Genomic DNA, 20,873 nt, shown 5'->3' with positions numbered 1-20,873 from the left:
CGCGTGCCGGCGGTCGTCGTCCCGGTCGACGGCCCGTCCTCCCGAGCCGTCCGCGGTCTCGTCGAGCGTGGCACCGCCCCCGGGCACCCGCACGCGGGCGGGTGCCCGGGGAGGTCAGACCGCCCGGGGGGACAGCTGGATGACGGGCAGCTCGCGGTCGGTCTTCGTCTGGTACGCCGCGAACCGGTCCGCCGCGGCCGTGACGGCCGCCCACGCCTCGTCGCGGGCCGCACCGTGGAGCTGGCGCGCGGTCACGGGCACCACGCGCCCGGCGGCCTCGACGCGGACCTCGTCCGGATGGGCGGCGAGGTTGTGGTACCAGGCCGGGTTGCGTGCGCCGCCGCCGGCGGAGGCCACGACGACCCAGGTGCCGTCGGGCCGGGCGAAGCCGCGCACGGGCGTGCTGCGCTCCGCACCGCTGCGCGCGCCGATCGTGGTGAGCACGAGGAGCCCGCCCATCAGCTCGCCGCGCTTACGCCGGGTCCGGTTCACCATCATCGTGGTCATCAGCCGTCCGAGCGGGCCTGACGCGCGAGGCTGGTGGGCGCCGTGGGTGCCGTTCGGGGTGTCGAAGCTCATGGGTCCTCCTTCGGGTCGTGACGGTCCCGATCAGACACCCGGCGGCTGCGGCGCACATCGTCCCGAAGGAGGGGGTCCGTCACCGGCGCGGGCGCCTCCACGCCAGCATCACGTGCATGTCCCGCTGGCCGGGCGGCCCCGACAGGACACCGCGCGCGACGGCGGCGACGCCGAGCTGCTCGCACTCCCACAGGTCGAAGTCGACGGTCCTCGACCACGACGGCGACAGGTAGCCGAGCACCACCTCGCCGCTCGACACCCGCACCAGCCCGGGGTCGACCCGGGCGAGGACGACGGGGAACCGGACCGCGTGCCGCGGCGCGTCGTCAGGCAGTGTCGTCTCGCTGAAGCCGAGCACCCGGACGCACACGTGCCCACCACCGACGGGCACCTCACGGGTGCGTCCCGATCGAACGGCGTCCATGCGCGGACGCTAGTCGCGACCCGCGCTCAGTGCGACCCCGACGGCTCGTGCACGACGTGCGGCGTGCCGGCCAGGCCCAAGGTCTGAGCGGCCGGCGACCCGGACGGCGCGACGATCGCGAGCTCGCTGAACTCGCCGGCGAGGGTCTCCAGCGCGCGGACCCCGGCACTGCCCAGGTACCGGACGGCGGCCAGGTCGAGCTCGACCGGGACGAGACCGTTGCGGGCGAGGCGGCGCACCTCCGCCTCGAGCCTCGTCGCCGCGGCCAGATGGTCCACGGCGCCCGCGACCCGCAGGCGTGCGCGGTCCTCGTCGAGCGCGAGGGTGACCGGACCGCTGCCGGCGATCGACGCCTCCCTCGGCGGGCCGGCCTCGTCGAGGGTCGCCAGGCGCCGCGCGGGGCACTCGAGGGTCACGGCGGTGCCTGTCGGGCCGGGGTGGACGGCGACCTGCAGGCCCGCGGTGGCGAGCATGCTGAACCCCCGGCCCCGGTCGCCCGGTCGCGGGTCCGGGTCGCGCCACCGGCCCTCGTCCGTCACGACGACACGGATCACGGCGTCGTCGTCGATCCGTGCGTCGAGGGTCATCCGGCCCGCCGGATGACCGGGGTCCCGGTCGCGGTAGGCGTGCTCGACGACGTTCGCGGCGATCTCGCTCGTGCCCAGCACCAGGTGGTTCCGGTCGACCAGCCCGACGCCGACGCCCTCGCACCACACGTCGATCGCGTGGCGGACCTGCGCCAGCCGGGCCGGCTCCGCGGGCACGCTCAGGTGCAGCGGGTGCAGCGGGGAGCGCCGGACGGCGACGAGCAGCGTCACGTCGTCCGTCGAGCCCCTGTCCACCAGGTCGCGCGGCACCCGCTGCGCGATCCGCACCGCGGCCGACGTCGGACGCGGCGGGCCGTTGAAGGCCGCCACGGCGGAGCGCTCCAGCTCGGCGACGCCGTCGAGCACGGGCCGGTCGTGCTTCTCGACCAGCCCGTCCGTGAACAGCAGCACCGCCTCGCCGGGCGCGAGCCGGCCCGTGCCCACCCGGCCGGTGCCCCGGGCGCCCAGCGGGCCGTCACCGGTCGCGGGCAGCAGACGTGCGGACGTCCCGTCCACGACGAGGGGGGAGGGGTGCCCGCGCGTCACGTACTCCAGCTCACCCGTCGACGGGTCGAGCAGGGCGACGCACACGGTCGTGGCGAACGCCCCCGACACACGTTCCGCGTACGCCTCGACCGCGCCGATCGCCGTGACCAGCCCCGCGCCCTCGAACAGTCGCGCCGACAGCACCGCCCGGAGCTGGGCCATCACCGCCGACGCCTCGACGCCGTGCCCCACGACGTCGCCGACGGTCAGCGCGAGCCGCCCGTCGGGCATCGTCGCGGCGTCGAACCAGTCCCCGCCGGCGGCCTGCTCCACCCCCGCGACGAGGTACGCGGCGGCGACGTCGACCTGGGGGAGCAACGGCACCGTCGTCGGCAGCAGCGCGCCCTGGAGGCGGGCCACGACCTTCCTCGCGCGCGCGTAGCGCTCGTGCGCCTCCGCGGCGCCCTCGGCCGCGTCGACCCGCGCGCGCACGTGCTCCGTGACGTCGAAGCCGGAGCTGAGCACGCCGACCTGGTTCCCGTCGGCGTCCCGCCACGGGGACACCGTGAAGTCGAGCCAGCGCTCCGCCGGGCCGTCGTCCGAGTCGATGCCGACCCGCAGGGCCGCCCGGTGGACCGACCGCCCGGTGTCCTGCACCTGCTGCAGGATCGCGCGGACGCCCTCCAGCCCGGTGTCGGTGACGTCGTCCGCCCGCAGGCCGACGATGGGACGCTGCAGCATCAGCTCGCGCCCGGCCCGGTTCGCGGCGACGATCCGCAGGTCGTCACCGCGGAACGCGTAGTGGAAGCACGACGAGCTCTCGAAGATCTCGGGGACCCACTCCGCCTCGCGCGGCGCGTCGGCAGGCTCGTCGGTCATCGTCATCCCCTCCGTGGGCTCGTCTCGGGCGGGGCCGTGCCCGCGTCCGCCGTCGACCGGGGGTCGGGCACCACCTCGACGTCGAGGGCGTCGGCGCCCACCAGGCCCAGGCTCGTGGTCTCGGACAGCACGAGGCGCAGCCGGACCCGGTCCCCGGCCGCACGGCGGTGGGCCGCCACCAGCACGGAGACACCGACGGACCCCAGGTGCGTGACCCCACGCAGGTCGACGACCACGCTCCCGGGGCGGTGGGCCCGAGCCATGAGCTGCGTCAGCGCGGCGCTCAGCTGCCCGACCGTCGCGAGGTCCACCGGACCCTCGACGACGGCGGCGGGCTCCCCGTCGACCGTCGACGAGCTCACCTGCAGCGTCGGCGCCGAGCGCTGCGCGGGCAGGTCGCCGCCGCCGTCGCCGTTGCTGAGGCTCGCGAAGAAGACGTCGTCGAGCCGTCGCCGCATCCCGGAGCTCAGGCCGCCGGCGGACTCGACGACGGAGACGAGCCGCCCGGCGAGGGTCACGAGCTTGAGGTTGCGCTGCTGGGACCCCCAGCGCAGCAGCTCGAAGGCCGCGTCGCCGTCGAGGCCGTAGCCGAGCATGAGGATGCCCTTGGCCTGGTCGATGACGGCGTGGGACTCGAGCGCGAGCGCGAGCTCGGCGTTGACGCGGCTCGCCATCGCGCGCTGCTGCGCCGCGGTCGTGTCGACCAGGAACCCGCTGACCACGCGGTCGCCCCCGGCGTCGGCGGCGGCCTCGCCGGACCCGGTCAGGGTGACGGTGCGGGCGTGGCCCGCGAGGTCGAGGAGCCGGTACTGGCAGCCGAACGCGGACCCGTCACGCGCCCCCTGGGCGATGTGCTCGAGGACCCGGTCGCGGTCGGCGGCGTCGACGTGCCGGATCATGAGGTCCAGCGTGGGCACGACCTCGCCAGGCTCCATCCCGTGGATCTCGAACATCCCGTCCGACCACCAGCAGCGGCCGTCGCGCGGGTCGAGCCGGAAACGACCGACCGAGGTGCTTCCTCCCGTCGCCATGGGCTCCTCCGGGCGTGCGCGTACGGCGAGCGTGCGGTGCGGGCTCGCGTCTGAACCCGGCGCGACCGACGCCCGCGGCCGCATCCTCGACGGTAGCCCTCCGCGGTCGCGCCGCGCTCGACGGGCGGACGGCAGGACCGTGGCCCGCTCGGTGCCGTCAGGCGGGTGCCGGGGCCGGGTCGGTATCGGGCAGGTAGGTCCCGTGGCCCTCCGCGACCAGGCCGTCGCGCAGCACGAGCACCTCGTCGACCAGCCCGCCACGGTGGTTGCGGTACTCAATCACGAGGGCGCCGACGCCGGAGAACACCCGCTCGACCGTGAAGTGCAGGTCCGGGTACGCGCGCAGACCCCGCGACCAGTACTCCCGGAGCGCGTCCTTGCCCCGGACGACCCCACCCGTGTCGGGCAGGAGCTGCGCGGCCAGCGGTGAGGTGAACACCACGTCGTCGTGGAAGAGGGACAGCACGGCGTCGAGGTCGTGGGCGTTCCAGGCGGCCACCCAGGTGGCAGCGAACGCGGCGGGATCAGGCAGGGTCATGGCCGGCAGTCTGTCAGCGACGGACGGACTCCCGCCACGCGCGCGGGCTCGACCCGTGCTCGCGCTTGAACGCCCGGCTGAACGCCTCCTCCGACTCGTACCCGACGCGCCGGGCGACGGCGCCGACCCCGAGCTCCCCGTTCGCCAGGAGCCCGCGGGCGACGTGCATCCGCCACTGGAACAGGTACCGGATCGGCGGCACGGACAGCACCTGGCGGAAGCGCTCGTCGAGCGCGGACACCGACACGTGGGACCGCGCGGCGAGGTCGGCGACGGACCAGTGGCGCGACGGGTCGCCGTGCAGCGCCGCGAGCGCAGGGGCGAGGACGGGGTCGCGCAGCGCGCGCAGGAGCCCGTGCTCGCCGGACGGCGCCGACGCGAGATGCAGCCGCAGGACCTCGGCGAGCAGCAGCTCCGGCAGCCGGGGCGACACCGAGTAGCGGCCGTCGGCGTCCCGGGACGTCTGGCCCAGCGCGAAGTCGATGCTCGCCCGCACCCACTCGCCGGCGGGGCCGGGCGGCGGGGTGACGACGAAGACGGAGGGCAGGGCGCGCATCGCCGGGTCGAACAGGGGGTCGTGGCTGCTCAGGTACCCGCACACGACGTTCGTCGTCGGGCCGCCCGCGCCGTACCGGATGACCGGCATGGTCGGCCACGGGGGCGGCTGCAGGATCGAGCGGATCGGCACCGCGACCGCCTCGGTCCGGCCGCCCATCCGGTGCCGGTCCCCGTACGGCAGCACGATGACGTCGCCCGGACCCGCCCACAGCCGCTCACCGGGTGCGGTCTCGATCCAGCACGCACCGTCGGCGACCACGTGGAACAGCACGACGCGTTCCTCGCCGGGGGCGAGCAGGTCGGTGACGTCCCGGGTGCTCATCGACTCGTACGCCCAGCTCTCCGAGTACTCGGCCCGCAGGAAGATCGCGCCGTGCACCCGGACGCCACGCACGGCGTCGTCCAGCACGGCGTCGTCCAGCACGGCGTCGTCCCGCACCGTCGCGCCCTCCCGGTCGGGTGCGGGGTCCGGGTCAGGTGCGGCGGGGAACGGGTCATGGTCGTGGGCCGTGTCCGGCACGAGGCTCAGTGTGTCAGGCACCACCGCAAGGACGAAGGAGCAGGAGAGATGCCGCTGTTCATGGACGTGCACGAGACGCTGCCGGAGGGCACCACGCTCGCCGACGTGCGGGGCGCCCACGCCGCCGACCTGGCGACCCAGGAGCGGCACGGCGTGCGGTACGAGAAGTACTGGGTCGACGAGGCGAGCGGGCGGGTCTTCTGCCTGGTCGACGCCCCGGACGCGGAGGCCGCCGCCGCCGTGCACCGCGAGGCGCACGGGCTCGTCGCGGACCGTCTGTTCGCCGTCGTCGAGGGCGACTGAGCCGCACGGTGCGACCCGGCCGCCGTCCGGTGCCGTGCGCCGGGACGGTGGCCGGGTGCGTGCCCGGCCCGAAACTCGCTCGGGCGGCGCCGGGCCGGGACGGCAGGATGGACCCATGAGCGCCGCCACCCTCGACCAGCTGACCGCCGACCTCACCACCGCCATGAAGGCCCGGGACACCGTCCGCGTCGGCGTCCTGCGCCAGGCGATCGGTGCCGTGCGCGCCGAGTCGAAGGCCGGACCGGTCGAGAAGGACCTCACCGAGGACGACGTGCTCAAGGTGCTCGCCCGTGAGGTGAAGAAGCGCCGGGAGAGCGCGCAGATCTACACCGACGCGGGTGCGGCCGAGCGGGCCGAGACGGAGACGGCCGAGGCCGACGTCATCGAGACGTACCTCCCGGCGCGGCTGTCCGACGACGAGCTCGCCGCGCTGGTCACCGCCGTGGTCGCGGACCTCGGTGCGACCTCGCTCAAGGACATGGGCGGCGTCATGAAGGAGGCCACCGCACGGGCGGCGGGTGCGGCCGACGGGAAGAAGCTCTCGACGCTCGTGCGGGCGGCGCTCGCGGGCTGACGGGCGCGCCTCGTCGCCGGGGTCGGGGGGCGCCCCGTCAGGCGTGCGTGGCGAGAAGCGCACCCGCGAGGCCGACGCCGGTGACGACGAGCGTGCTCGCCGCGCCCAGCGCCAGGGTCCGGCCGCCGCCGCGCAGGAGGTCGCGCACGTCCACCTGAGCGCCGAGCGCGGTCAGTGCGGCGGTCAGTGCGACGGTCGACAGGACGTGCGCCGACGCGACGACCGACGGGGGGACGACCCCGGTGCTGCGGACGGCGACGAGCACGAGGAACGCGACGACGAACGGCGGGACGAGCGGCGGGCGGGCGCCGGTCCGTGCCCGTCCTCGCCGACCGGCCCCGACGACCGCGACGACCGGCGCCAGGAGCAGCACGCGCGCGAGCTTCGCGACGACCGCGACCGCGACCGCGGCGGCGGACACCGTGCCGGCGGCGGCGACCACCTGGGCGACCTCGTGCACGGACAGCCCGATCCACAGCGCGGCGGTGCTGTCGGGCAGGTCGAGGGCCCGGGCGGCGAGCGGCAGGCCGACGAGCGCGAGGGTGCCGAACAGGGCGACGAGCGTGACGGCGGCGGCGGTCGCGTCGCGCTCCTCGGACCGCTCCTCGGGCCCGTCGGCGGACCCGTCGTCGGACTGCCCGGTGGCGCTGCCGGGCAGCACGCTCGTCATCGCGGCGACCGCGGCGGCCCCGCAGATCGAGAACCCGGTCGCGACGAGCAGCCGCAGCCGGTCGGGGACGCCGAGGAGACGGCCGAGGGCGAGCGTCGTGGTGAACGTGACGAGCACGGCCGCGACGGCGGCGAGCACGCCGCGCACGCCGAGCCGCCCGAGGTCGCCGAGGGAGAGCTGCAGCCCGAGCAGCGCCACCCCGGTGCGCAGCACGTGCGTCGAGGTCCACGTCAGCCCCCTGCGGGCGGCGTCCGGGACGAGCCCGGCGGTGCGGGCCGCGACGCCGAGACCGAGGGCGACGACGAGGACGGGGGCGGCGGGGTGGAGGTGGGTGACGGCGGCGCCCGCGGCGGCGACCGCGAGCAGGGTGACGACCGTGCGCCGGGTGATGCGGGCAGGAGGGGCGTCGAGTGTGGTGGTTCGTGGGGGCACGCTGCCAGCGTCGGCGGCCCGGGCGCGGCGCAGTAGGGCAGGTTCGCTCGCGAGGGATAGCGTGCGGCTATGGCTCAGGAGCGGTCGACCGACGACGACACCGGTGCGGCCCGCATCCCGCTCGCCGCCGCGAGTCTCCTCGTCGCGATCGACGACCACGGCTCGCTGTCGGCGGCGGCCCGCGCGCTCGGCATCGCCCAGCCGTCGGCGAGCGCGGGGATGCGCCGCCTCGAGCGCCGCACCGGCCTGGCGCTCGTCGACCGCGGGGCGCGCGGCACGACGCTCACGGCGGACGGGCTCCGCCTGGTCCCGCGGGCCCGTGACCTGCTGCGCGCGTCCGACGCGTTCGAGGCCGACGTCGCGACCCTGCGCACCGGGCACGGTGCACGCGTCGTGGTCGCGGCGAGCATGACGATCGCCGAGCACCTCCTGCCGGGGTGGCTCGCGGGCGTCGACCCGGCGACCTCCGTGGACCTCGTCGTGGTGAACTCCGCCGGGGTCGAGCGGGCCGTGCTCGCGGGCGAGGCGGACCTCGGCTTCGTCGAGTCGCCCGAGGTCGACCCGCGGCTGCACGCGCGGGTGGTGGCGGTCGACGAGCTCGTCGTCGTGGTCGCCCCCGAGCACCCGTGGGCGCGCCGCACCCGACCGGTCGACGTCGCGATGCTCGTCGGGTCGCCGCTCGCGCTGCGCGAGGTCGGCTCGGGCACGCGGGAGACGCTCGAGCGGGCGCTCGCGTCGGCCGGCGCCGTGCTGCCGGCCGGCCCCGCTCTGGGCTCGACGACGGCCGTGACCGCGACCGTCCGCGGCGGCCGGCACGCGGCGGTGCTGTCCGCCGTCGCCGTGCAGGGCGACCTGGACCGCGGCACGCTGCGCCGGGTGCACGTCGAGGGCGTGGACCTGCGGCGCGAGCTGCGCCTGGTGTGGGCGCGCGGCCGCCGACCGGGCGCGGCCGTGCAGGACGTGGCGCGCGTGGTCACCGAGAGGGCGGCACGCCCGCGCGACTAGGCCCCAGGTCGCACGGGCGTTCCGTCCGGAGGTGGACGCGCCGGTCGGCGTCAGGCCGCCACGGTGGGTGCATGACGGCACCGCAGCGAGAACCCGTGGGAGCCCTCGTCGTCGAGGCTCGGGCCGCCATTCGCCGGCACCGGGCGGGCCGGCTGCTTCCCCTGCTCGGCGTCGCGGTCGGCGTGCTCACGTCCTTCGCCCAGGGGTGGCTGGACGCACCGTGGTCGTCGCTCGCGAACGCGGCCAGCCCGTGGCTCGTGGTCGCGTTCGTGGTCGGTTACCTCCGGCCGACCGTCGGCTCGGCCGCGCTGCTCGGCATGCTCACGTGCCTCGGCGAGGTGGCGGGCTACTACGCCGCGTCGTCGGTCCGCGGGTTCGGCGTCTCCGCCACCTGGGCGGCGTTCTGGCTGGTCTGCGCCCTCGTCGGTGGACCGTTGTTCGGTGCCTGCGGACGGTGGGCCCGCGAGCACGGGTCGCGGCCGGCGGCGTGGGGTGCGGCCGCCCCGGCTGCCACGTTCCTCGGCGAGGGCGTCGGCGCGTACTGGCTGCGGCTCGGCTACCGGCAGGAGGCGGTGCTGTTCGTCGCGCTCGGCCTCGTCGCGGGTGGGTTCGCGCTGGCGCGGGTGCCCACCCGGGCGACGACGACCGTCGCGATCGTGGTCGGTGCCCTCGGCGGCGTGGCGGTCTACGGCGGCGTCCTGGGCATGCTGGGCTAGGTGTCCTGACGTCGCGACTCCGTCGCGTCCGCCGGAACTGACGAACGGGGAGGGCACGTGAGCGGGACCCCGGGTGCAGCCGCACCGGACGACGAACAGGGCGACGACCTCGAGTGGGGCACGGTCGAGGACAACCTCGGCGCTCCGATGCTCGACCCCCGCACCGCAGGGCTGTCCGCTGCCGAGGAGTACAGCAGGCCTCAGCGCGGCGAGCTGTCGGACGTCGGCGTGCACGTCACGATCGTCGAGGTGTCGACCGACGAGGACGGGAGCCGGGACAGCTAGGCGCCCCGGCCGTCAGACCGCCGGGGGCGCGAGGACGTCGTCGCGCACGACGCGGCGCAGCACCTTCCCGAGGATCGAGCGCGGCAGCTCGGGCACGATCACGAGCCCGCGCGGCACCGCGTACTGCGCGAGCCGCTCGGCGCACCAGGCGCGCACCGCTGCCAGGTCGACGGGCGATGCGTCGTCGTCGAGGACCACCGCCGCGACGACCTTCTCGCCGAGGTCGCCGCCCGGGACACCGACCACGGCCACGTCCCGGACGCCCGGCATGGTGCGCAGGTGGTCCTCGACCTGCGACGGGTACACCTTGAACCCGCCGGTGACGATGACCTCCTTGATGCGGTCGACGAGCACCACGAACCCGTCGTCCGTGAGGCGCACGACGTCGCCGGTACGCAGCCAGCCGTCGGGCAGGAGCTGCTCGGCGGTCTCCTCGGGGCGCTGCCAGTACCCGGCGAACACCTGCGGGCCGCGGACGAGGAGCTCGCCCTGCTCGCCGTGGCCGACGTCCCGGGTGGGGTCCTGCGGGTCGACGACGCGGACGTCGGTGCTGGGGAACGGCAGGCCGAGGGCGCCGGGCCGGCGGGCGGGGGACAGCGGGCTGCCGAGCACCACGGGGGCCGTCTCGGTCATGCCGTATCCCTCGACGACGAGCCCGCCCGTGGCACGCTCCCAGCGGGCGGCCGTCTCGGCCGGCAGCGCCATGCCGCCGCTGAGCGCGTACCGGAACGACGTGAGGTCGGCGCGGGGGTCGGCCTCGGCCGCGGCGGCGAGCCGGTCGAGCATCGGCGGGACGGCCGGCAGGAACGTGCCGGGCCGGCGGCGCTGCGCCGCGAGGACGGCGGCGGCGTCGAACCGGGGGAACGCGACGACCGTCGCGGCGATCCGTACGGTGTAGGTGAGGCCGAGCGTGAGCCCGAACGCGTGGAAGAACGGCAGGGTCGCGTACACGGTCTCCGTGCCGCGGGCGTGGCCGGTCCACGCCTGGCCCTGGACGGTGTTGGCGACGAGGTTGCGGTGCCGCAGCGACGCGCCCTTCGGGGTGCCGGTGGTGCCGCCGGTGTACTGGATGAGCGCGAGGTCCTCGCCGCCCGGCCGCGGGTGGGACGCGGGCAGGGGCGAGGCCGCCGCGACGAGCCGGTGCCAGGACGGGATCCCGGCGGGGACGTCGGCGCGCATCGCGGCCCGGGCGGTGCGCGCGGCGGCGACGGGCAGCCGCAGCGCCCAGCGGGTGCGTCGGGGCAGGTCGGCGGCGAGGTCGACCGCGACGACCGACCGCAGGGCGGTCCCGGGGCGGGCGGCGACGACGGCGGCGACGGCCTTCTGCCAGACGAGCGCGACGGTCGCGCCCGAGTCGGCGAGCTGGTGGTGGAGCTCGGTGGACGAGTACGTGGGGTTGTGCTCGACGACGACGGCGCCGAGCCGCAGGGCGGCGAAGAACCCGACCACGTGGGCGGTGCTGTTGGGCTGCACGAGCGCGACGCGGTCGCCGTGCCGGACGCCGAGGTCGTGCAGCACCTGCGCGCCGCGCGCGACGAGGTCGGCGAGCTCGGCGTACGTGGTGGTGGCGCCGAGGAGGTCGACGGCGACCCGGTCGGGGAAGTCCCGGGCGGCGCGGTCGAGGCTCGCGCCGAGCGGTTCGTCGGGGACGACGACCTCGTGCGGGACGCCGGGGGCGTAGGAGGCGAACCAGCGACGGTCGTTGTCGGCCATCGTCCGAGCCTAACCTACGGTCCCGTAAGTTACTAGCGCGTAACTTTCAGTAGACGTCGCGGACGTACCGCTTCTCGGCCGCGAGCTGCTCGACGTACGCGGACGCCTCCTCGGGCGACAGGTGACCCCACGTCTGCGCCACCTCGTGCAGCGCGGAGTGCACGTCCTTCGCCATCCGGCTCGCGTCGCCGCACACGTAGAAGTGCGCGCCGTCCTGCAGCCACGACCACAGGGCGCCGCCCTGCTGACGCATGAGGTCCTGCACGTACACCTTGTGCCGCTGCTCGCGGGAGAACGCCAGGCTCAGCCGGGACAGCAGCCCGTCGTCCTGCATCTGGCGCAGCTCGTCGCGGTAGTAGAAGTCCGTCTCCGAGTGGCGCTCCCCGAAGAAGAGCCAGTTGCGGCCCTCGTGCCCGAGCGCCCGGCGCTCCTGCAGGAACCCCCGGAACGGGGCGACGCCCGTGCCCGGGCCGACCATGATCATCGGCGCGGACGGGTCGGCCGGCGGCCGGAAGTGGGCCGAGCGCTGCACGAACACCGGCACGTGCGCGTCGTGGCCGCGGTCCGCGAGGAACGTCGAGCACACCCCGTGCCGTCGGCGGCCCTGGTGCTCGAACCGCACCGCCGACACCGTCAGGTGCACCTCGCGCTCGTGGTGGCGCGGGCTCGACGAGATCGAGTACAGGCGCGGCTGCAGCCGCTTCGTCACCCCGAGCCACTCCTCGACGTCCGCCGCGACCCGGTGCTCGGCCAGCACGTCGACGGACTGCCGGCCCCACAGGTAGCCCTGCAGGCTCGTCGTGTTGTCCTGGCGCAGCAGCCGCCCGAGCTCCTGGTTCTTCGCCCGGTCCTGCACGAACCGCAGCAGGTCCGGCGTGATCCGCAGGATCTCCAGGTGGTGGCGTGCCGCGTCGACGAGCGCCATCGGCTCCTGACCGTCGAGCACCACCTCCGTGTCTCCGTCCAGGCCCGTGACGTGCAGCCACTCCTCGACGGCCTCGGGGCTGTTCGTCGGCCACACGCCCAGCGCGTCGCCCGCCTCGTACGCGAACTCGTCGTCGTCCACCGCGAACGCGAAGCTCCGCACGTCCTTCGTCGACCCCTCCGAGCTCAGCCGCTCGTTGCGGACCAGGCGGGTGGGCAGGGGGGACGACCGGGTGAAGCGGGACGGCGTCGGTCGCGGCGACGTGGTCGGGGCGATCGTCGGGGCCGTCGTCGGGGACGGCGCGCTCGCGGCGTCGCCCGCCTCCGCGAGCAGACCGCGGACCGTGGTGAGCCACCGGTCGGCGGGCTCGGACTCGCCCGGCTCGACGTTCACGCGGTCCGTCAGCCGGGTGGCGCCCAGCTCGGCGAGGCGGACGTCGAGGCGGCGGCCGTGCCCGCAGAAGTCGTCGTACGACGAGTCCCCGAACGCCAGCACCGCGTACCGGGTGCCGGACAGGGACCCGACCGTGTCCGACGACAGCGCGTTCCAGAAGCGGGTGCCGTTGTCAGGGGCGTCGCCGTCGCCGAACGTGCTCGTCACGAGGAGGACGGTGCGGCCGGTGCCGTCCGAGGTGAGGTCGGCGACGTCGAACCGGTCCATGCCGACGAGGTCCACGGCCAGGCCGGCGGTCCGCAGCTCGGCGGCGAACCGCTCCGCGTGCTCCTCGGCGTTGCCCGTCTGGGACGCCCACAGCACGAGCACGGATGCAGCAGAGGGCGAGGCGGGCGCCGTGCCGTGCGCCGTGCCCGGCCCGGGCGCCACCGCCGTCGTCGGGAAGGCCGTGACGCCCCCGTCGCGCGAGAACAGCCCGGCGAGCATCCCGTCCACCCACGCGCGGGTCACCGGGTCGAAGGGGGCCGCCGACGGGAGGACGGGGACGCCCGTCCGGCCCGCCTGGCGCATCGACCACAGCAGGCCCCGGACGTACTCCGCCTGCTCGCGGGACAGGTCGGGAGCGGCGGCGGGCTCCAGGCCGAGGGCGCTGCCGACCGCGGCGAGCGCCACGTCGGTGGCCGTGGCCGCAGGGTCCGGGACGTCCGTGGGCGTCGATGCAGGGGCCTCGACGACGGGCACGGCGGCCACCTCCACGCGGGTGAGGGTCACCGCGCACACCTTCAGCTCGGGCTGGAACGACATCGGGTCGACGGCGTCGTTCGTCACCGCATTGATCGCCAGGTACTCGCCGAACGCGTCGTTCCAGTGGATGGGCGCGAAGCACGCGCCGGGCCGGACCCGGTCGCTCACCACGGCCGGCAGGACGGCGCGGCCGCGGCGGGAGGCGATCTCGATGGAGTCGCCCTCGGCGATGGAGAGCCGCTGCGCGTCGTCGGGGTGGATCTCCACGAACGGCCCGGGGTTGAGCTTGGTGAGGGCCGGGACCTTGCCGGTCTTCGTCATCGTGTGCCACTGGTGCTGCAGGCGGCCCGTGTTGAGCACGAACGGGTAGGCGTCGTCCGGGAGCTCGGCGGCGTCCATGTGCGGGCGGGGGAAGAACTGCGCCCGGCCCGACGGCGTCGCGAACGCGAGCTCCGGGGTCGAGCCGTCGGGCGCGACGAGCAGCCGCTGGCTCACGCCGTCGTTGAGGTAGCGGATCGGGGCCCGGTCGTCGTCGCGGCCCGGGGGAGCGGGCCACTGCACGGGTGTCTCGCGGAGCCGGTCGTACGTGACGCCGCGCAGGTCGTAGCCGGTGCGCGGGTTCCAGAACTGCCGCAGCTCGTCGAACACCTCCTCGGCGTCCGCGTACGTGAACGCGTCCGCGAAGCCCATCGCGCACGCCACGTCGGCGATGATCCGCCAGTCCGGCGTCGCCTCGCCGACCGGGTCGGCCGCCTGCTGGTTGAGCGTGAGGTTCCGCTCCGAGTTGACGGTCACGTACGTCGACTCGGCCCACAGGGTGCCCGGCAGCAGGATGTCGGCGTACGCGTTCGTCTCGGTGTCGAGGAACACGTCCTGCGCGATGACCAGCTCGCACGCCTCGAGCCCCTGGATCACGGTGCTCCGGTTCGCGACGGACGCGACTGGATTGGTGCAGATGACCCAGCAGGCCTTGATCGTGCCGTCGACCATCTGCCGGTACATGTCGACCGTGCCGGTGCCGACGTCGGTGCGCAGCGTCCCGGCGGCCAGCCCCCAGGCGTCCTCGACGAACGCCCGGTCGTCGGCGTCCACGACGGACCGCTGCCCCGGCAGCCCCGGGCCCATGTAGCCCATCTCGCGGCCGCCCATCGCGTTCGGCTGCCCCGTGAGCGAGAACGGCCCGCTGCCGGGCTCGCAGATCGCGCCCGTCGCGAGGTGCAGGTTGCAGATCGCGTTCGTGCTCCACGTGCCGTGCGTGCTCTGGTTGAGGCCCATCGTCCAGCAGGTCATCCAGCGCTCGGCCTCGCCGATCCACCGTGCGGCCGTGCGCAGGTCGTCCTCGGGGATCCCGGTGATCTCGGAGACGTGCGCCGGCGGGTAGTCGGCGAGGTGGTCGAGCATCGCGTCCCAGCCGTCGGTGAACCGCTCGATGAACTCCTGGTCCGTGTGCCCGGCCTCGACGAGCAGGTGCAGCAGCCCGTTGAGCAGCGCCAGGTCCGTGCCCGGCTTCACCTGGAGGAACAGGTCGGCCTTCTCGGCGGTGGCCGTGCGGCGCGGGTCGACGACGACGAGCTTCGCGCCTGCCTTGACTCGGTCGAGCATCCGCAGGTGCAGGATCGGGTGGCAGTCCGCCATGTTCGCGCCGATGACGAAGAACAGGTCGGCGTGGTCGAAGTCCTGGTACGACCCGGGCGGCCCGTCCGAGCCGAGCGACTGCTTGTAGCCCGTCCCCGCGCTCGCCATGCACAGCCGGGAGTTCGACTCGATCTGGTTCGTCCCCACGAACCCCTTCGCGAGCTTATTCGCCAGGTACTGCGCCTCCAGCGACATCTGGCCCGACACGTACAGCGCGATCGCGTCCGGCCCGAACTCGTCGAGGATCGCGCGCAGCCGCGCGGCCGCCTCGAGGACGGCGTCGGAGACGGGTGTCGGCTCCGCCGGGGCGTCGCGGCGGGGCCGGACGTACGCGGTCTCCAGGCGGCCGCCCGCCGACAGCATCGCCGCGCTGGTCGCCCCCTTCGTGCACAGCCGGCCGAAGTTCGTCGGGTGCTCCTTGTCGCCCGACGCCTTCAGCACGGTGCGTCTGCCCGACGACGGGTCGCGTCCGATCTGCAGGACCATGCCGCAGCCCACACCGCAGTACGAGCACGACGACCTCACGGTGTCGGTCGCGGGCGCGGTCGTGGGATCCATGCACCCATGAAGCCATCCCGCGGTTGCCGCACCGTGACGCGGTTGTGTCGGGCGGGGCACAAGGGCCTCACGGCGGTGCGCGCCGCGCTGTGCGGACCGGGGCCGCCCGGTGCCGGGCCGGGGTCAGGGCTGGACGAGGTGGCGGGCCTGCCGCGGATCCGGGACGGTCGACAGCCGCGACGCCCACGGCTGCAGCCGGACGAGCTCGTCGACGACCATCCGCCACCGGCGCTCGGCGGCGCGCAGGTGGTCCGCGACGTCGTCGGGCGCGATGTGCCCGCTGCGCCCGTGACCGGCAGCGGCGTCGACGGAGTCGAGCCCACGGCGGATCGTGGTGCGGGTCGCCCGGTAGCCGGGGGAGTCGCGCCCCTCGGACGGCGTGAGCACCTCCAGCACGGCCGCCGCGTCGTCGAACATGGACCTGACCAGCGCGAGCGCGGACGGACGGTCCGTGGTCGACAGCCGGTGGGCGCCGTCCGCGAGCGTCGTGAGCACCGTCGAGCCCGCCAGCCGCTGCACCGTCGCGGGCAGCGCGTGCGGGTCGAGACGCATCTCGAGCAGCAGCACCACCGTGCGGCCGAGGACGGTCTCGTCCCGCTCCCGCTCGACCCGGTGCCGCTCCGCGGCCACGCGCTCCTCCTCCTCGGCGCGCAGCACCGCCGCGTGCGCCTCGCGCTCGAAGCGCTCCGCCTCGAGCCGGGCCTCCGTCGCGTGCCGGGCGACGCGCTCCGCCGCCGACCGGACCCGGTGCTCGCTCTCGTTCTGCCCGCGCAGGACGAGCTCGCGTGCCGTCTGGTTGAACGGTGCCGCGTACCCGTCGTCCGTGTACCCGAACAGCGAGACCCGGTGCTCGTCGGCCCACAGCTGCGCCGTCTTGGTGTAGCCGGACCGCGAGTAGAACGCCGCCGCGCGCGTCCCGGCGGCGCCGTGCAGCTGCTCGACGGCGTCCCGTTCGACCGGGCGGTGCTCGTGGTCCACGCGGGCGACGAGGTCGGGACCGACCAGGTCGACGCCGGCCGGGGCGTCCGGCGGGGCCACCCGGACGTCGGTCCGTGCCAGGACCGTGCGGGCGTGCCGCTCGGCGAACCGCTCCGCCTCGCGGCGGTGCGGGTCCTTGCCCGCTGCGCTCACGCCTGCTCCTCGGTCGTCCCCGAACCCCGGCACTCGACGGTAGGCGTCGACCCGTCTCCGTGCGCTCGGCCGCCCGGGTGACGTCGGGGTGGAATCTGCCGGCCGTTCCCGGGCAGACCGGGACGAACCGCCCCTCGGCGTCGCCCGGAACCGGGCGGTCCGGACCGTGTCGTCCGTTGACGGTCACCACCGCTCGCCGGGGCTCCGTGGCGTCCTGCCTCCCGGGCGCGCGGACGTCCGTCTTGTATGTTGCGGGCACCCGGCCCGTGGACCGAGCCCGTGGAGCTCGTGGACTCAGCCCCGTCGAAGGAGCGCACCGATGGCTTCCCCACAGGGCCTCGCGCCCGCCACCCGCACGTTGCTCACGCTCGCCGCCTTCGTCGTCGCGCTCGCGGGCGTGCACGCCGCGCAGGACATCCTCGCGCCCGTGGTGCTCGCCGCCGTGCTCGTCGTCATCGTGCACCCGATGCGGCACCCGCTGGAGCGGCGCGGCTGGCCGCGGTGGCTCGCGAACACCGTCGTCATCGTCACGGCGTACCTGATCCTGGCGGTGCTCATGGCGATGCTGGTGTTCGCGGGCGTCCGGTTCGCCGACCTGGTCCGCGACTTCCTGCCCGAGCTGCAGGCGGCCGCGAACACCGTGACCGACCGGCTCGCCGAGCTCGGGCTCGACCAGCAGGCCGCCGACGCCGCGGCGGACTTCCTCAACCCGTCGGCGCTGCTCAGCGTCGCGACGACCGTGAGCGGCGCCGTCGTCTCCGTGGCGAGCACCCTGTTCGTCGTCGTCACGTACGTGCTGTTCATGTCGGTGGACGCCGCCCGGTACGACGGGGCGCGCACCCTGTTCGGCTCGCAGCGGCGCAGCGAGCTGGACCGGGCGACCGCGCTGAACGTGGGCGTCCGGCGGTACTTCGTGGTGAGCGCGACATTCGGTGGCATCGTCGCCGTCATCGACGGGCTCGCGCTGCTGTGGCTCGGCGTGCCCGCGCCGGCGGTGTGGGCGATCCTCGCGTTCGTCACGAACTTCATCCCGAACATCGGCTTCGTGCTGGGCGTGATCCCGCCGACCGTGCTCGCCCTCGTGGTGGGCGGGTGGCCGCTCGCGCTGGCCGTCGTCGCCGTCTACAGCGTCGTCAACGTCGTGCTCCAGGTGCTCGTGCAGCCGAAGTTCGTCGCCGACGCCGTGAACATCACGCTCACCCTGAGCTTCGCGTCGGTGGTGTTCTGGACGTTCGTGATCGGGCCGCTCGGGGCGATCCTCGCGGTCCCGCTCACGCTGCTCACGCGGGCGATGCTCCTGCAGGGTGGCGCGCCGACCGCCTGGTACGCGTGGCTCTCGGGCGACGACGCCGTCCCGACCCCCGACGCCCCACCCTCACCGCCCCCGTCCCCGGACGACCACCCGTCACCAGACGGCGACCCCGCCGCGCCGACCACCACCGACGACCCGGCCCCGCTCCCGGCCTGAGGCCCGCTGCCTCGGTGGAAGGGGTGGTGCGGGTGAGCCGAGCGGCGCGGGTCAGCGGCGGGCGACCGTCGAGCCGCGGATCACCAGGCGGCCGTCGACGAACTGGGTGCCCGTGCCGATGTCCTTGCCGTCGAGCGCGGCGAAGACCCACTGGGCGGCGGTGCGGCCGAGCTGCTGCAGGTTGGCGTCGATGCTGGTGAGCTCGGGCCGGGAGTTCGTCGTGAGGACCTCCCAGTTGTCGAAGCCCATCACGGCGACGTCGTCGGGCACGGACCGGCCGAGGGCGTGCGCCATGTCCAGGGCGCCCCGGGCGATCTGGTCGGAGCCGCACAGGATCGCGTCGATCTCGGGGTGCTGCTCGAGGAGCATGGCGGTCGCGTCGCGCCCCCACCGCTCGGACCACTCGCTGTACATCACGTCGCCGACGAGCTCGAGCCCGGCGGCCGTGAGGGCGTCCCGGACGCCGGCGGCGCGGTCCCGGGCGGCGGCGTACGCGTGCTCGCCGGTGATGTGCGCGATGCGGGTGCGGCCGCACGCGACGAGGTGCTCGACGGCCATCCGGCCGGCGCCGGTGTTGTCGGGCGTGAGGGAGCGGTCGTCGGGGTGGTCCGACGGCGCGTAGGCGTAGACGACGGGCACGGGGATGTCGGGGCCGAGGGAGGGGCGGGGGTCGGTCTGCCGGCCGACGATGATGAGGCCGTCGACCCGGCGGCCGAGCAGTGCGCGCAGGTGGTACTGCTCGCGGATCGCGTCGCCGCGCGCGTCGCAGAGGAACACGCTGACCTGCCCCGCGCCGAACGCGTCCTCGGCGCCCATGAGGATCGGGATGACGAACCGGCCCTCGAGGTCGCTCGTGAGCAGCCCGACGGTGCCGGTGCGGCCGGCGAGCAGGCCGCGGGCGAGGGCGTTGGGGCTGAACGAGAGGCGTTCGGCGGCCTCGACGACCCGCTGGCGCGTCGAGTCCTTGACCTGGTCGCGGCCGTTGAGCGCCTTCGAGGCCGTGGCGACCGAGACGCCGGCGAGCCGCGCGACGTCCGTCAGGGTGACGGCGCGTGCGGGGTCCGTGCGGGCCACGGCTCACCTCCAGTCGTGCAGGACCGGTCCGGCCCGGTTCGTGATCGAACTGTAACCGCCAGGACCCGTTGACGCGCCACCCTGCGCCGAACTATCTTCAGAAAACCTTTTCGGCTTCTTTCGATACTCGCTCGGACGCTGACCTGGCGGTTCGGGTGCACGTCAGGACCCCTGGACGTCACGTTGGGGCCTGCGGAGGGACGGGTCGAGTCACAAGAACCGATAAGGGTTTCGCCCCATGGACCCCCTGGGGTGCCTGCCCGGCACCCGCTCGACGAAGAGCACGAGGAGACAGCATGAGGATCACCCGCACCCGGACGGCAGGCACGCGCCTGGCCGCCGGGGTCCTGACGGCCGGCCTGCTGGTCGGCCTGGCGGCGTGCAGCAGTGCGGACGACAGCACCGACGGCGGAGCAGCGGTCACCGCGGGCCCCGACGGCACCGACGACGGCACCACGCTCACCCTGTGGACCCGCGCACCGCTCGAGAAGCAGGCCAAGCTCCTCGTCGCGGCGTACAACGACACCCACAAGAACCAGGTGGAGCTCACCGTCGTCCCGAACGACGACTACGTGGCGAAGGTCGGCGCCGCCGCCGGCTCGGGCGGCCTGCCCGACCTGTTCGCGGCCGACATCGTCTACGTCCCCAACTGGGTCGAGCAGGGCCTGTTCCAGGACCTCACCGCCCAGATCGACGGCCTCAGCTTCAAGGACTCGATCAACAAGGGCCACCTCGCCGCCGGCACGGCCGACGGCAAGGAGCACGTGCTCCCGTTCGTCCTCGACCTGTCGATGCTGTTCTGGAACAAGGACCTGTACAAGGAGGCCGGCCTCGACCCCGACAAGGGTCCGGCCAACATGACCGAGTACGTCGCCAACGCCAAGGCGGTCCAGGCCCTGAACAAGCCCGACACGTACGGCACCGCGACCGGCCTCAACTGCGGCGGCTGCCTGGTGTTCACGTGGTTCCCGTCGGTGTGGGCCGACGGCGACCAGGTGATGAACGCGGACGGCACCGAGTCGCTGCTCAACAGCGACACCGCGAAGAGCATCTACGCCTCGTGGAAGGACCTGTGGGACTCGGGAGCCGTGCTCCCGTCGTCCAAGGACGAGGCCGGTCCGACGTGGACCGCCGGGTTCACCGAGGGCAAGGTCGGCCAGATGTTCTACCCGGCCACCCTGCTGTCGTCGACGACCGGCTTCGACGTCGGCGTCGCGGGCATCCCCGGGCCGAAGGGCGGCGCCTCCACGTTCGTCGGCGGTGACGGGATCGGGGTCTCCAAGGACTCCAAGAACGCGTCGCAGGCCTGGAACTTCCTCAACTGGATGATGTCCGAGGACGCCCAGGTCGGCGTGCTGGCCAAGGACAACGACGTGGTGTCCCGCAGCGACCTCGCCAACAACGAGTACGCCGCCAAGGACCCGCGCCTCGTCACCATCAACGAGGTGGCGGGCAAGGGCGACACCCCGGTGGCGCTCAACTTCCAGCAGGCGTTCAACGCGCCGAACAGCCCGTGGCTCACGCTCGTGCGCAACGCGGTGCTCGGCGACGGCAGCTCGGTGGACACGGACAACGACGAGATCACCGCGGTGCTCTCCCAGTAGTCCCCCCGTCCGGACGCCCCCGCCCACACCGGCGGGGGCGT

General features: G+C 74.7%; 18 protein-coding genes. 7 read left to right on the top strand and 11 right to left on the bottom strand.

The window, feature by feature from the left end; translation table 11 throughout:
- Positions 1 to 114: 114 nt before the first annotated feature.
- The 6 genes from Cch01nite_RS18605 to Cch01nite_RS18580 all read right to left on the bottom strand — a co-directional run bounded on the left by Cch01nite_RS18605 (position 115) and on the right by Cch01nite_RS18580 (position 5,602).
- Positions 115 to 579: a nitroreductase/quinone reductase family protein gene (locus tag Cch01nite_RS18605; RefSeq protein WP_203757981.1), complete on the bottom strand. Its 465-nt coding sequence runs from the start codon at positions 577 to 579 to the stop codon at positions 115 to 117.
- 79 nt (positions 580 to 658) lie between these two features.
- Complete coding sequence (locus tag Cch01nite_RS18600) at positions 659 to 1,003, bottom strand: hypothetical protein (protein ID WP_203757980.1); 345 nt, start codon at positions 1,001 to 1,003, stop codon at positions 659 to 661.
- A 26-nt stretch (positions 1,004 to 1,029) separates the two neighbouring features.
- Complete coding sequence (locus Cch01nite_RS18595; protein WP_203757979.1) at positions 1,030 to 2,955, bottom strand: SpoIIE family protein phosphatase; 1,926 nt, start codon at positions 2,953 to 2,955, stop codon at positions 1,030 to 1,032.
- Positions 2,956 to 2,957: 2 nt separating this feature from the next.
- Positions 2,958 to 3,986: an ANTAR domain-containing protein gene (locus tag Cch01nite_RS18590; RefSeq protein ID WP_203757978.1), complete on the bottom strand. Its 1,029-nt coding sequence runs from the start codon at positions 3,984 to 3,986 to the stop codon at positions 2,958 to 2,960.
- Positions 3,987 to 4,143: 157 nt separating this feature from the next.
- Positions 4,144 to 4,524, bottom strand: coding sequence for a nuclear transport factor 2 family protein (locus Cch01nite_RS18585; protein ID WP_203757977.1), 381 nt, complete (start codon positions 4,522 to 4,524; stop codon positions 4,144 to 4,146).
- A gap of 13 nt (positions 4,525 to 4,537) precedes the next feature.
- Positions 4,538 to 5,602 (bottom strand): AraC family transcriptional regulator, encoded by a 1,065-nt coding sequence (locus tag Cch01nite_RS18580; RefSeq protein WP_203757976.1) that lies wholly within the window; start codon positions 5,600 to 5,602, stop codon positions 4,538 to 4,540.
- Between the two features lie 48 nt (positions 5,603 to 5,650).
- On the opposite strand from Cch01nite_RS18580, the gene Cch01nite_RS18575 reads away from it, so the two are divergent.
- A complete protein-coding gene (locus tag Cch01nite_RS18575) occupies positions 5,651 to 5,905 on the top strand; it encodes a DUF4242 domain-containing protein (RefSeq protein WP_203757975.1) in 255 nt (84 codons plus the stop codon).
- A gap of 115 nt (positions 5,906 to 6,020) precedes the next feature.
- Entirely contained in the window at positions 6,021 to 6,479 is a 459-nt protein-coding gene (locus Cch01nite_RS18570; protein WP_203757974.1) for a GatB/YqeY domain-containing protein, read from the top strand.
- A gap of 37 nt (positions 6,480 to 6,516) precedes the next feature.
- Here the strand turns inward: Cch01nite_RS18570 and Cch01nite_RS18565 are convergent, their stop codons facing one another.
- Positions 6,517 to 7,581: a YeiH family protein gene (locus tag Cch01nite_RS18565; protein WP_203757973.1), complete on the bottom strand. Its 1,065-nt coding sequence runs from the start codon at positions 7,579 to 7,581 to the stop codon at positions 6,517 to 6,519.
- A 69-nt stretch (positions 7,582 to 7,650) separates the two neighbouring features.
- Here Cch01nite_RS18565 and Cch01nite_RS18560 point away from each other — a divergent pair, with 69 nt between their 5' ends.
- From Cch01nite_RS18560 to Cch01nite_RS18550, 3 genes are all read left to right on the top strand, one after another.
- Positions 7,651 to 8,586 carry a LysR family transcriptional regulator gene (locus Cch01nite_RS18560; protein ID WP_203757972.1) on the top strand — a complete coding sequence of 312 codons (936 nt, stop codon included), beginning with the start codon at positions 7,651 to 7,653 and terminating at the stop codon, positions 8,584 to 8,586.
- Positions 8,587 to 8,657: 71 nt separating this feature from the next.
- The gene (locus tag Cch01nite_RS18555; RefSeq protein ID WP_203757971.1) at positions 8,658 to 9,302 is read left to right on the top strand and encodes a DUF6518 family protein; all 645 of its coding nucleotides are present in this window, start codon (positions 8,658 to 8,660) and stop codon (positions 9,300 to 9,302) included.
- A gap of 57 nt (positions 9,303 to 9,359) precedes the next feature.
- Positions 9,360 to 9,587, top strand: coding sequence for a hypothetical protein (locus tag Cch01nite_RS18550; RefSeq protein WP_203757970.1), 228 nt, complete (start codon positions 9,360 to 9,362; stop codon positions 9,585 to 9,587).
- 12 nt (positions 9,588 to 9,599) lie between these two features.
- Here Cch01nite_RS18550 and Cch01nite_RS18545 read toward each other — a convergent pair whose 3' ends face one another.
- The 3 genes from Cch01nite_RS18545 to Cch01nite_RS18535 form a co-directional block, all read right to left on the bottom strand.
- Positions 9,600 to 11,300 (bottom strand): AMP-binding protein, encoded by a 1,701-nt coding sequence (locus tag Cch01nite_RS18545; RefSeq protein WP_203757969.1) that lies wholly within the window; start codon positions 11,298 to 11,300, stop codon positions 9,600 to 9,602.
- Between the two features lie 46 nt (positions 11,301 to 11,346).
- On the bottom strand, positions 11,347 to 15,555 hold the full coding sequence (locus tag Cch01nite_RS18540) for a bifunctional nitrate reductase/sulfite reductase flavoprotein subunit alpha (protein WP_203757968.1): 4,209 nt from the start codon (positions 15,553 to 15,555) through the stop codon (positions 11,347 to 11,349).
- A gap of 123 nt (positions 15,556 to 15,678) precedes the next feature.
- A complete protein-coding gene (locus Cch01nite_RS18535; RefSeq protein WP_203757967.1) occupies positions 15,679 to 16,686 on the bottom strand; it encodes a hypothetical protein in 1,008 nt (335 codons plus the stop codon).
- A gap of 319 nt (positions 16,687 to 17,005) precedes the next feature.
- On the opposite strand from Cch01nite_RS18535, the gene Cch01nite_RS18530 reads away from it, so the two are divergent.
- A complete protein-coding gene (locus Cch01nite_RS18530; RefSeq protein ID WP_203757966.1) occupies positions 17,006 to 18,154 on the top strand; it encodes an AI-2E family transporter in 1,149 nt (382 codons plus the stop codon).
- A gap of 51 nt (positions 18,155 to 18,205) precedes the next feature.
- On the opposite strand, the gene Cch01nite_RS18525 is transcribed toward Cch01nite_RS18530, so the two are convergent.
- Positions 18,206 to 19,228, bottom strand: a complete 1,023-nt coding sequence (locus Cch01nite_RS18525) for a LacI family DNA-binding transcriptional regulator (protein WP_203757965.1) — start codon at positions 19,226 to 19,228, stop codon at positions 18,206 to 18,208.
- Between the two features lie 296 nt (positions 19,229 to 19,524).
- Here Cch01nite_RS18525 and Cch01nite_RS18520 point away from each other — a divergent pair, with 296 nt between their 5' ends.
- Positions 19,525 to 20,832: an ABC transporter substrate-binding protein gene (locus Cch01nite_RS18520; RefSeq protein ID WP_203757964.1), complete on the top strand. Its 1,308-nt coding sequence runs from the start codon at positions 19,525 to 19,527 to the stop codon at positions 20,830 to 20,832.
- The last annotated feature ends 41 nt before the right edge of the window (positions 20,833 to 20,873 follow it).

This window comes from Cellulomonas chitinilytica, assembly GCF_016862675.1.
In the GTDB taxonomy this organism is placed as follows: domain Bacteria; phylum Actinomycetota; class Actinomycetes; order Actinomycetales; family Cellulomonadaceae; genus Cellulomonas; species Cellulomonas chitinilytica.
Note: the sequence above shows the minus strand (reverse complement) of the source record. Positions and strands in the feature narration are given on the sequence as shown.

Bases quoted from the DNA above. Each gene is read 5' to 3' on its own strand.
- Cch01nite_RS18520 (WP_203757964.1), top strand. From the start codon at position 19,525: ATGAGGATCACCCGCACCCGGACGGCAGGCACGCGCCTGGCCGCCGGG.
- Cch01nite_RS18605 (WP_203757981.1), bottom strand. From the start codon at position 579: ATGAGCTTCGACACCCCGAACGGCACCCACGGCGCCCACCAGCCTCGC.
- Cch01nite_RS18595 (WP_203757979.1), bottom strand. From the start codon at position 2,955: ATGACCGACGAGCCTGCCGACGCGCCGCGCGAGGCGGAGTGGGTCCCC.
- Cch01nite_RS18540 (WP_203757968.1), bottom strand. From the start codon at position 15,555: ATGGATCCCACGACCGCGCCCGCGACCGACACCGTGAGGTCGTCGTGC.
- Cch01nite_RS18590 (WP_203757978.1), bottom strand. From the start codon at position 3,986: ATGGCGACGGGAGGAAGCACCTCGGTCGGTCGTTTCCGGCTCGACCCG.
- Cch01nite_RS18585 (WP_203757977.1), bottom strand. From the start codon at position 4,524: ATGACCCTGCCTGATCCCGCCGCGTTCGCTGCCACCTGGGTGGCCGCC.
- Cch01nite_RS18545 (WP_203757969.1), bottom strand. From the start codon at position 11,300: ATGGCCGACAACGACCGTCGCTGGTTCGCCTCCTACGCCCCCGGCGTC.
- Cch01nite_RS18530 (WP_203757966.1), top strand. From the start codon at position 17,006: ATGGCTTCCCCACAGGGCCTCGCGCCCGCCACCCGCACGTTGCTCACG.
- Cch01nite_RS18555 (WP_203757971.1), top strand. From the start codon at position 8,658: ATGACGGCACCGCAGCGAGAACCCGTGGGAGCCCTCGTCGTCGAGGCT.
- Cch01nite_RS18570 (WP_203757974.1), top strand. From the start codon at position 6,021: ATGAGCGCCGCCACCCTCGACCAGCTGACCGCCGACCTCACCACCGCC.
- Cch01nite_RS18575 (WP_203757975.1), top strand. From the start codon at position 5,651: ATGCCGCTGTTCATGGACGTGCACGAGACGCTGCCGGAGGGCACCACG.
- Cch01nite_RS18560 (WP_203757972.1), top strand. From the start codon at position 7,651: ATGGCTCAGGAGCGGTCGACCGACGACGACACCGGTGCGGCCCGCATC.
- Cch01nite_RS18600 (WP_203757980.1), bottom strand. From the start codon at position 1,003: ATGGACGCCGTTCGATCGGGACGCACCCGTGAGGTGCCCGTCGGTGGT.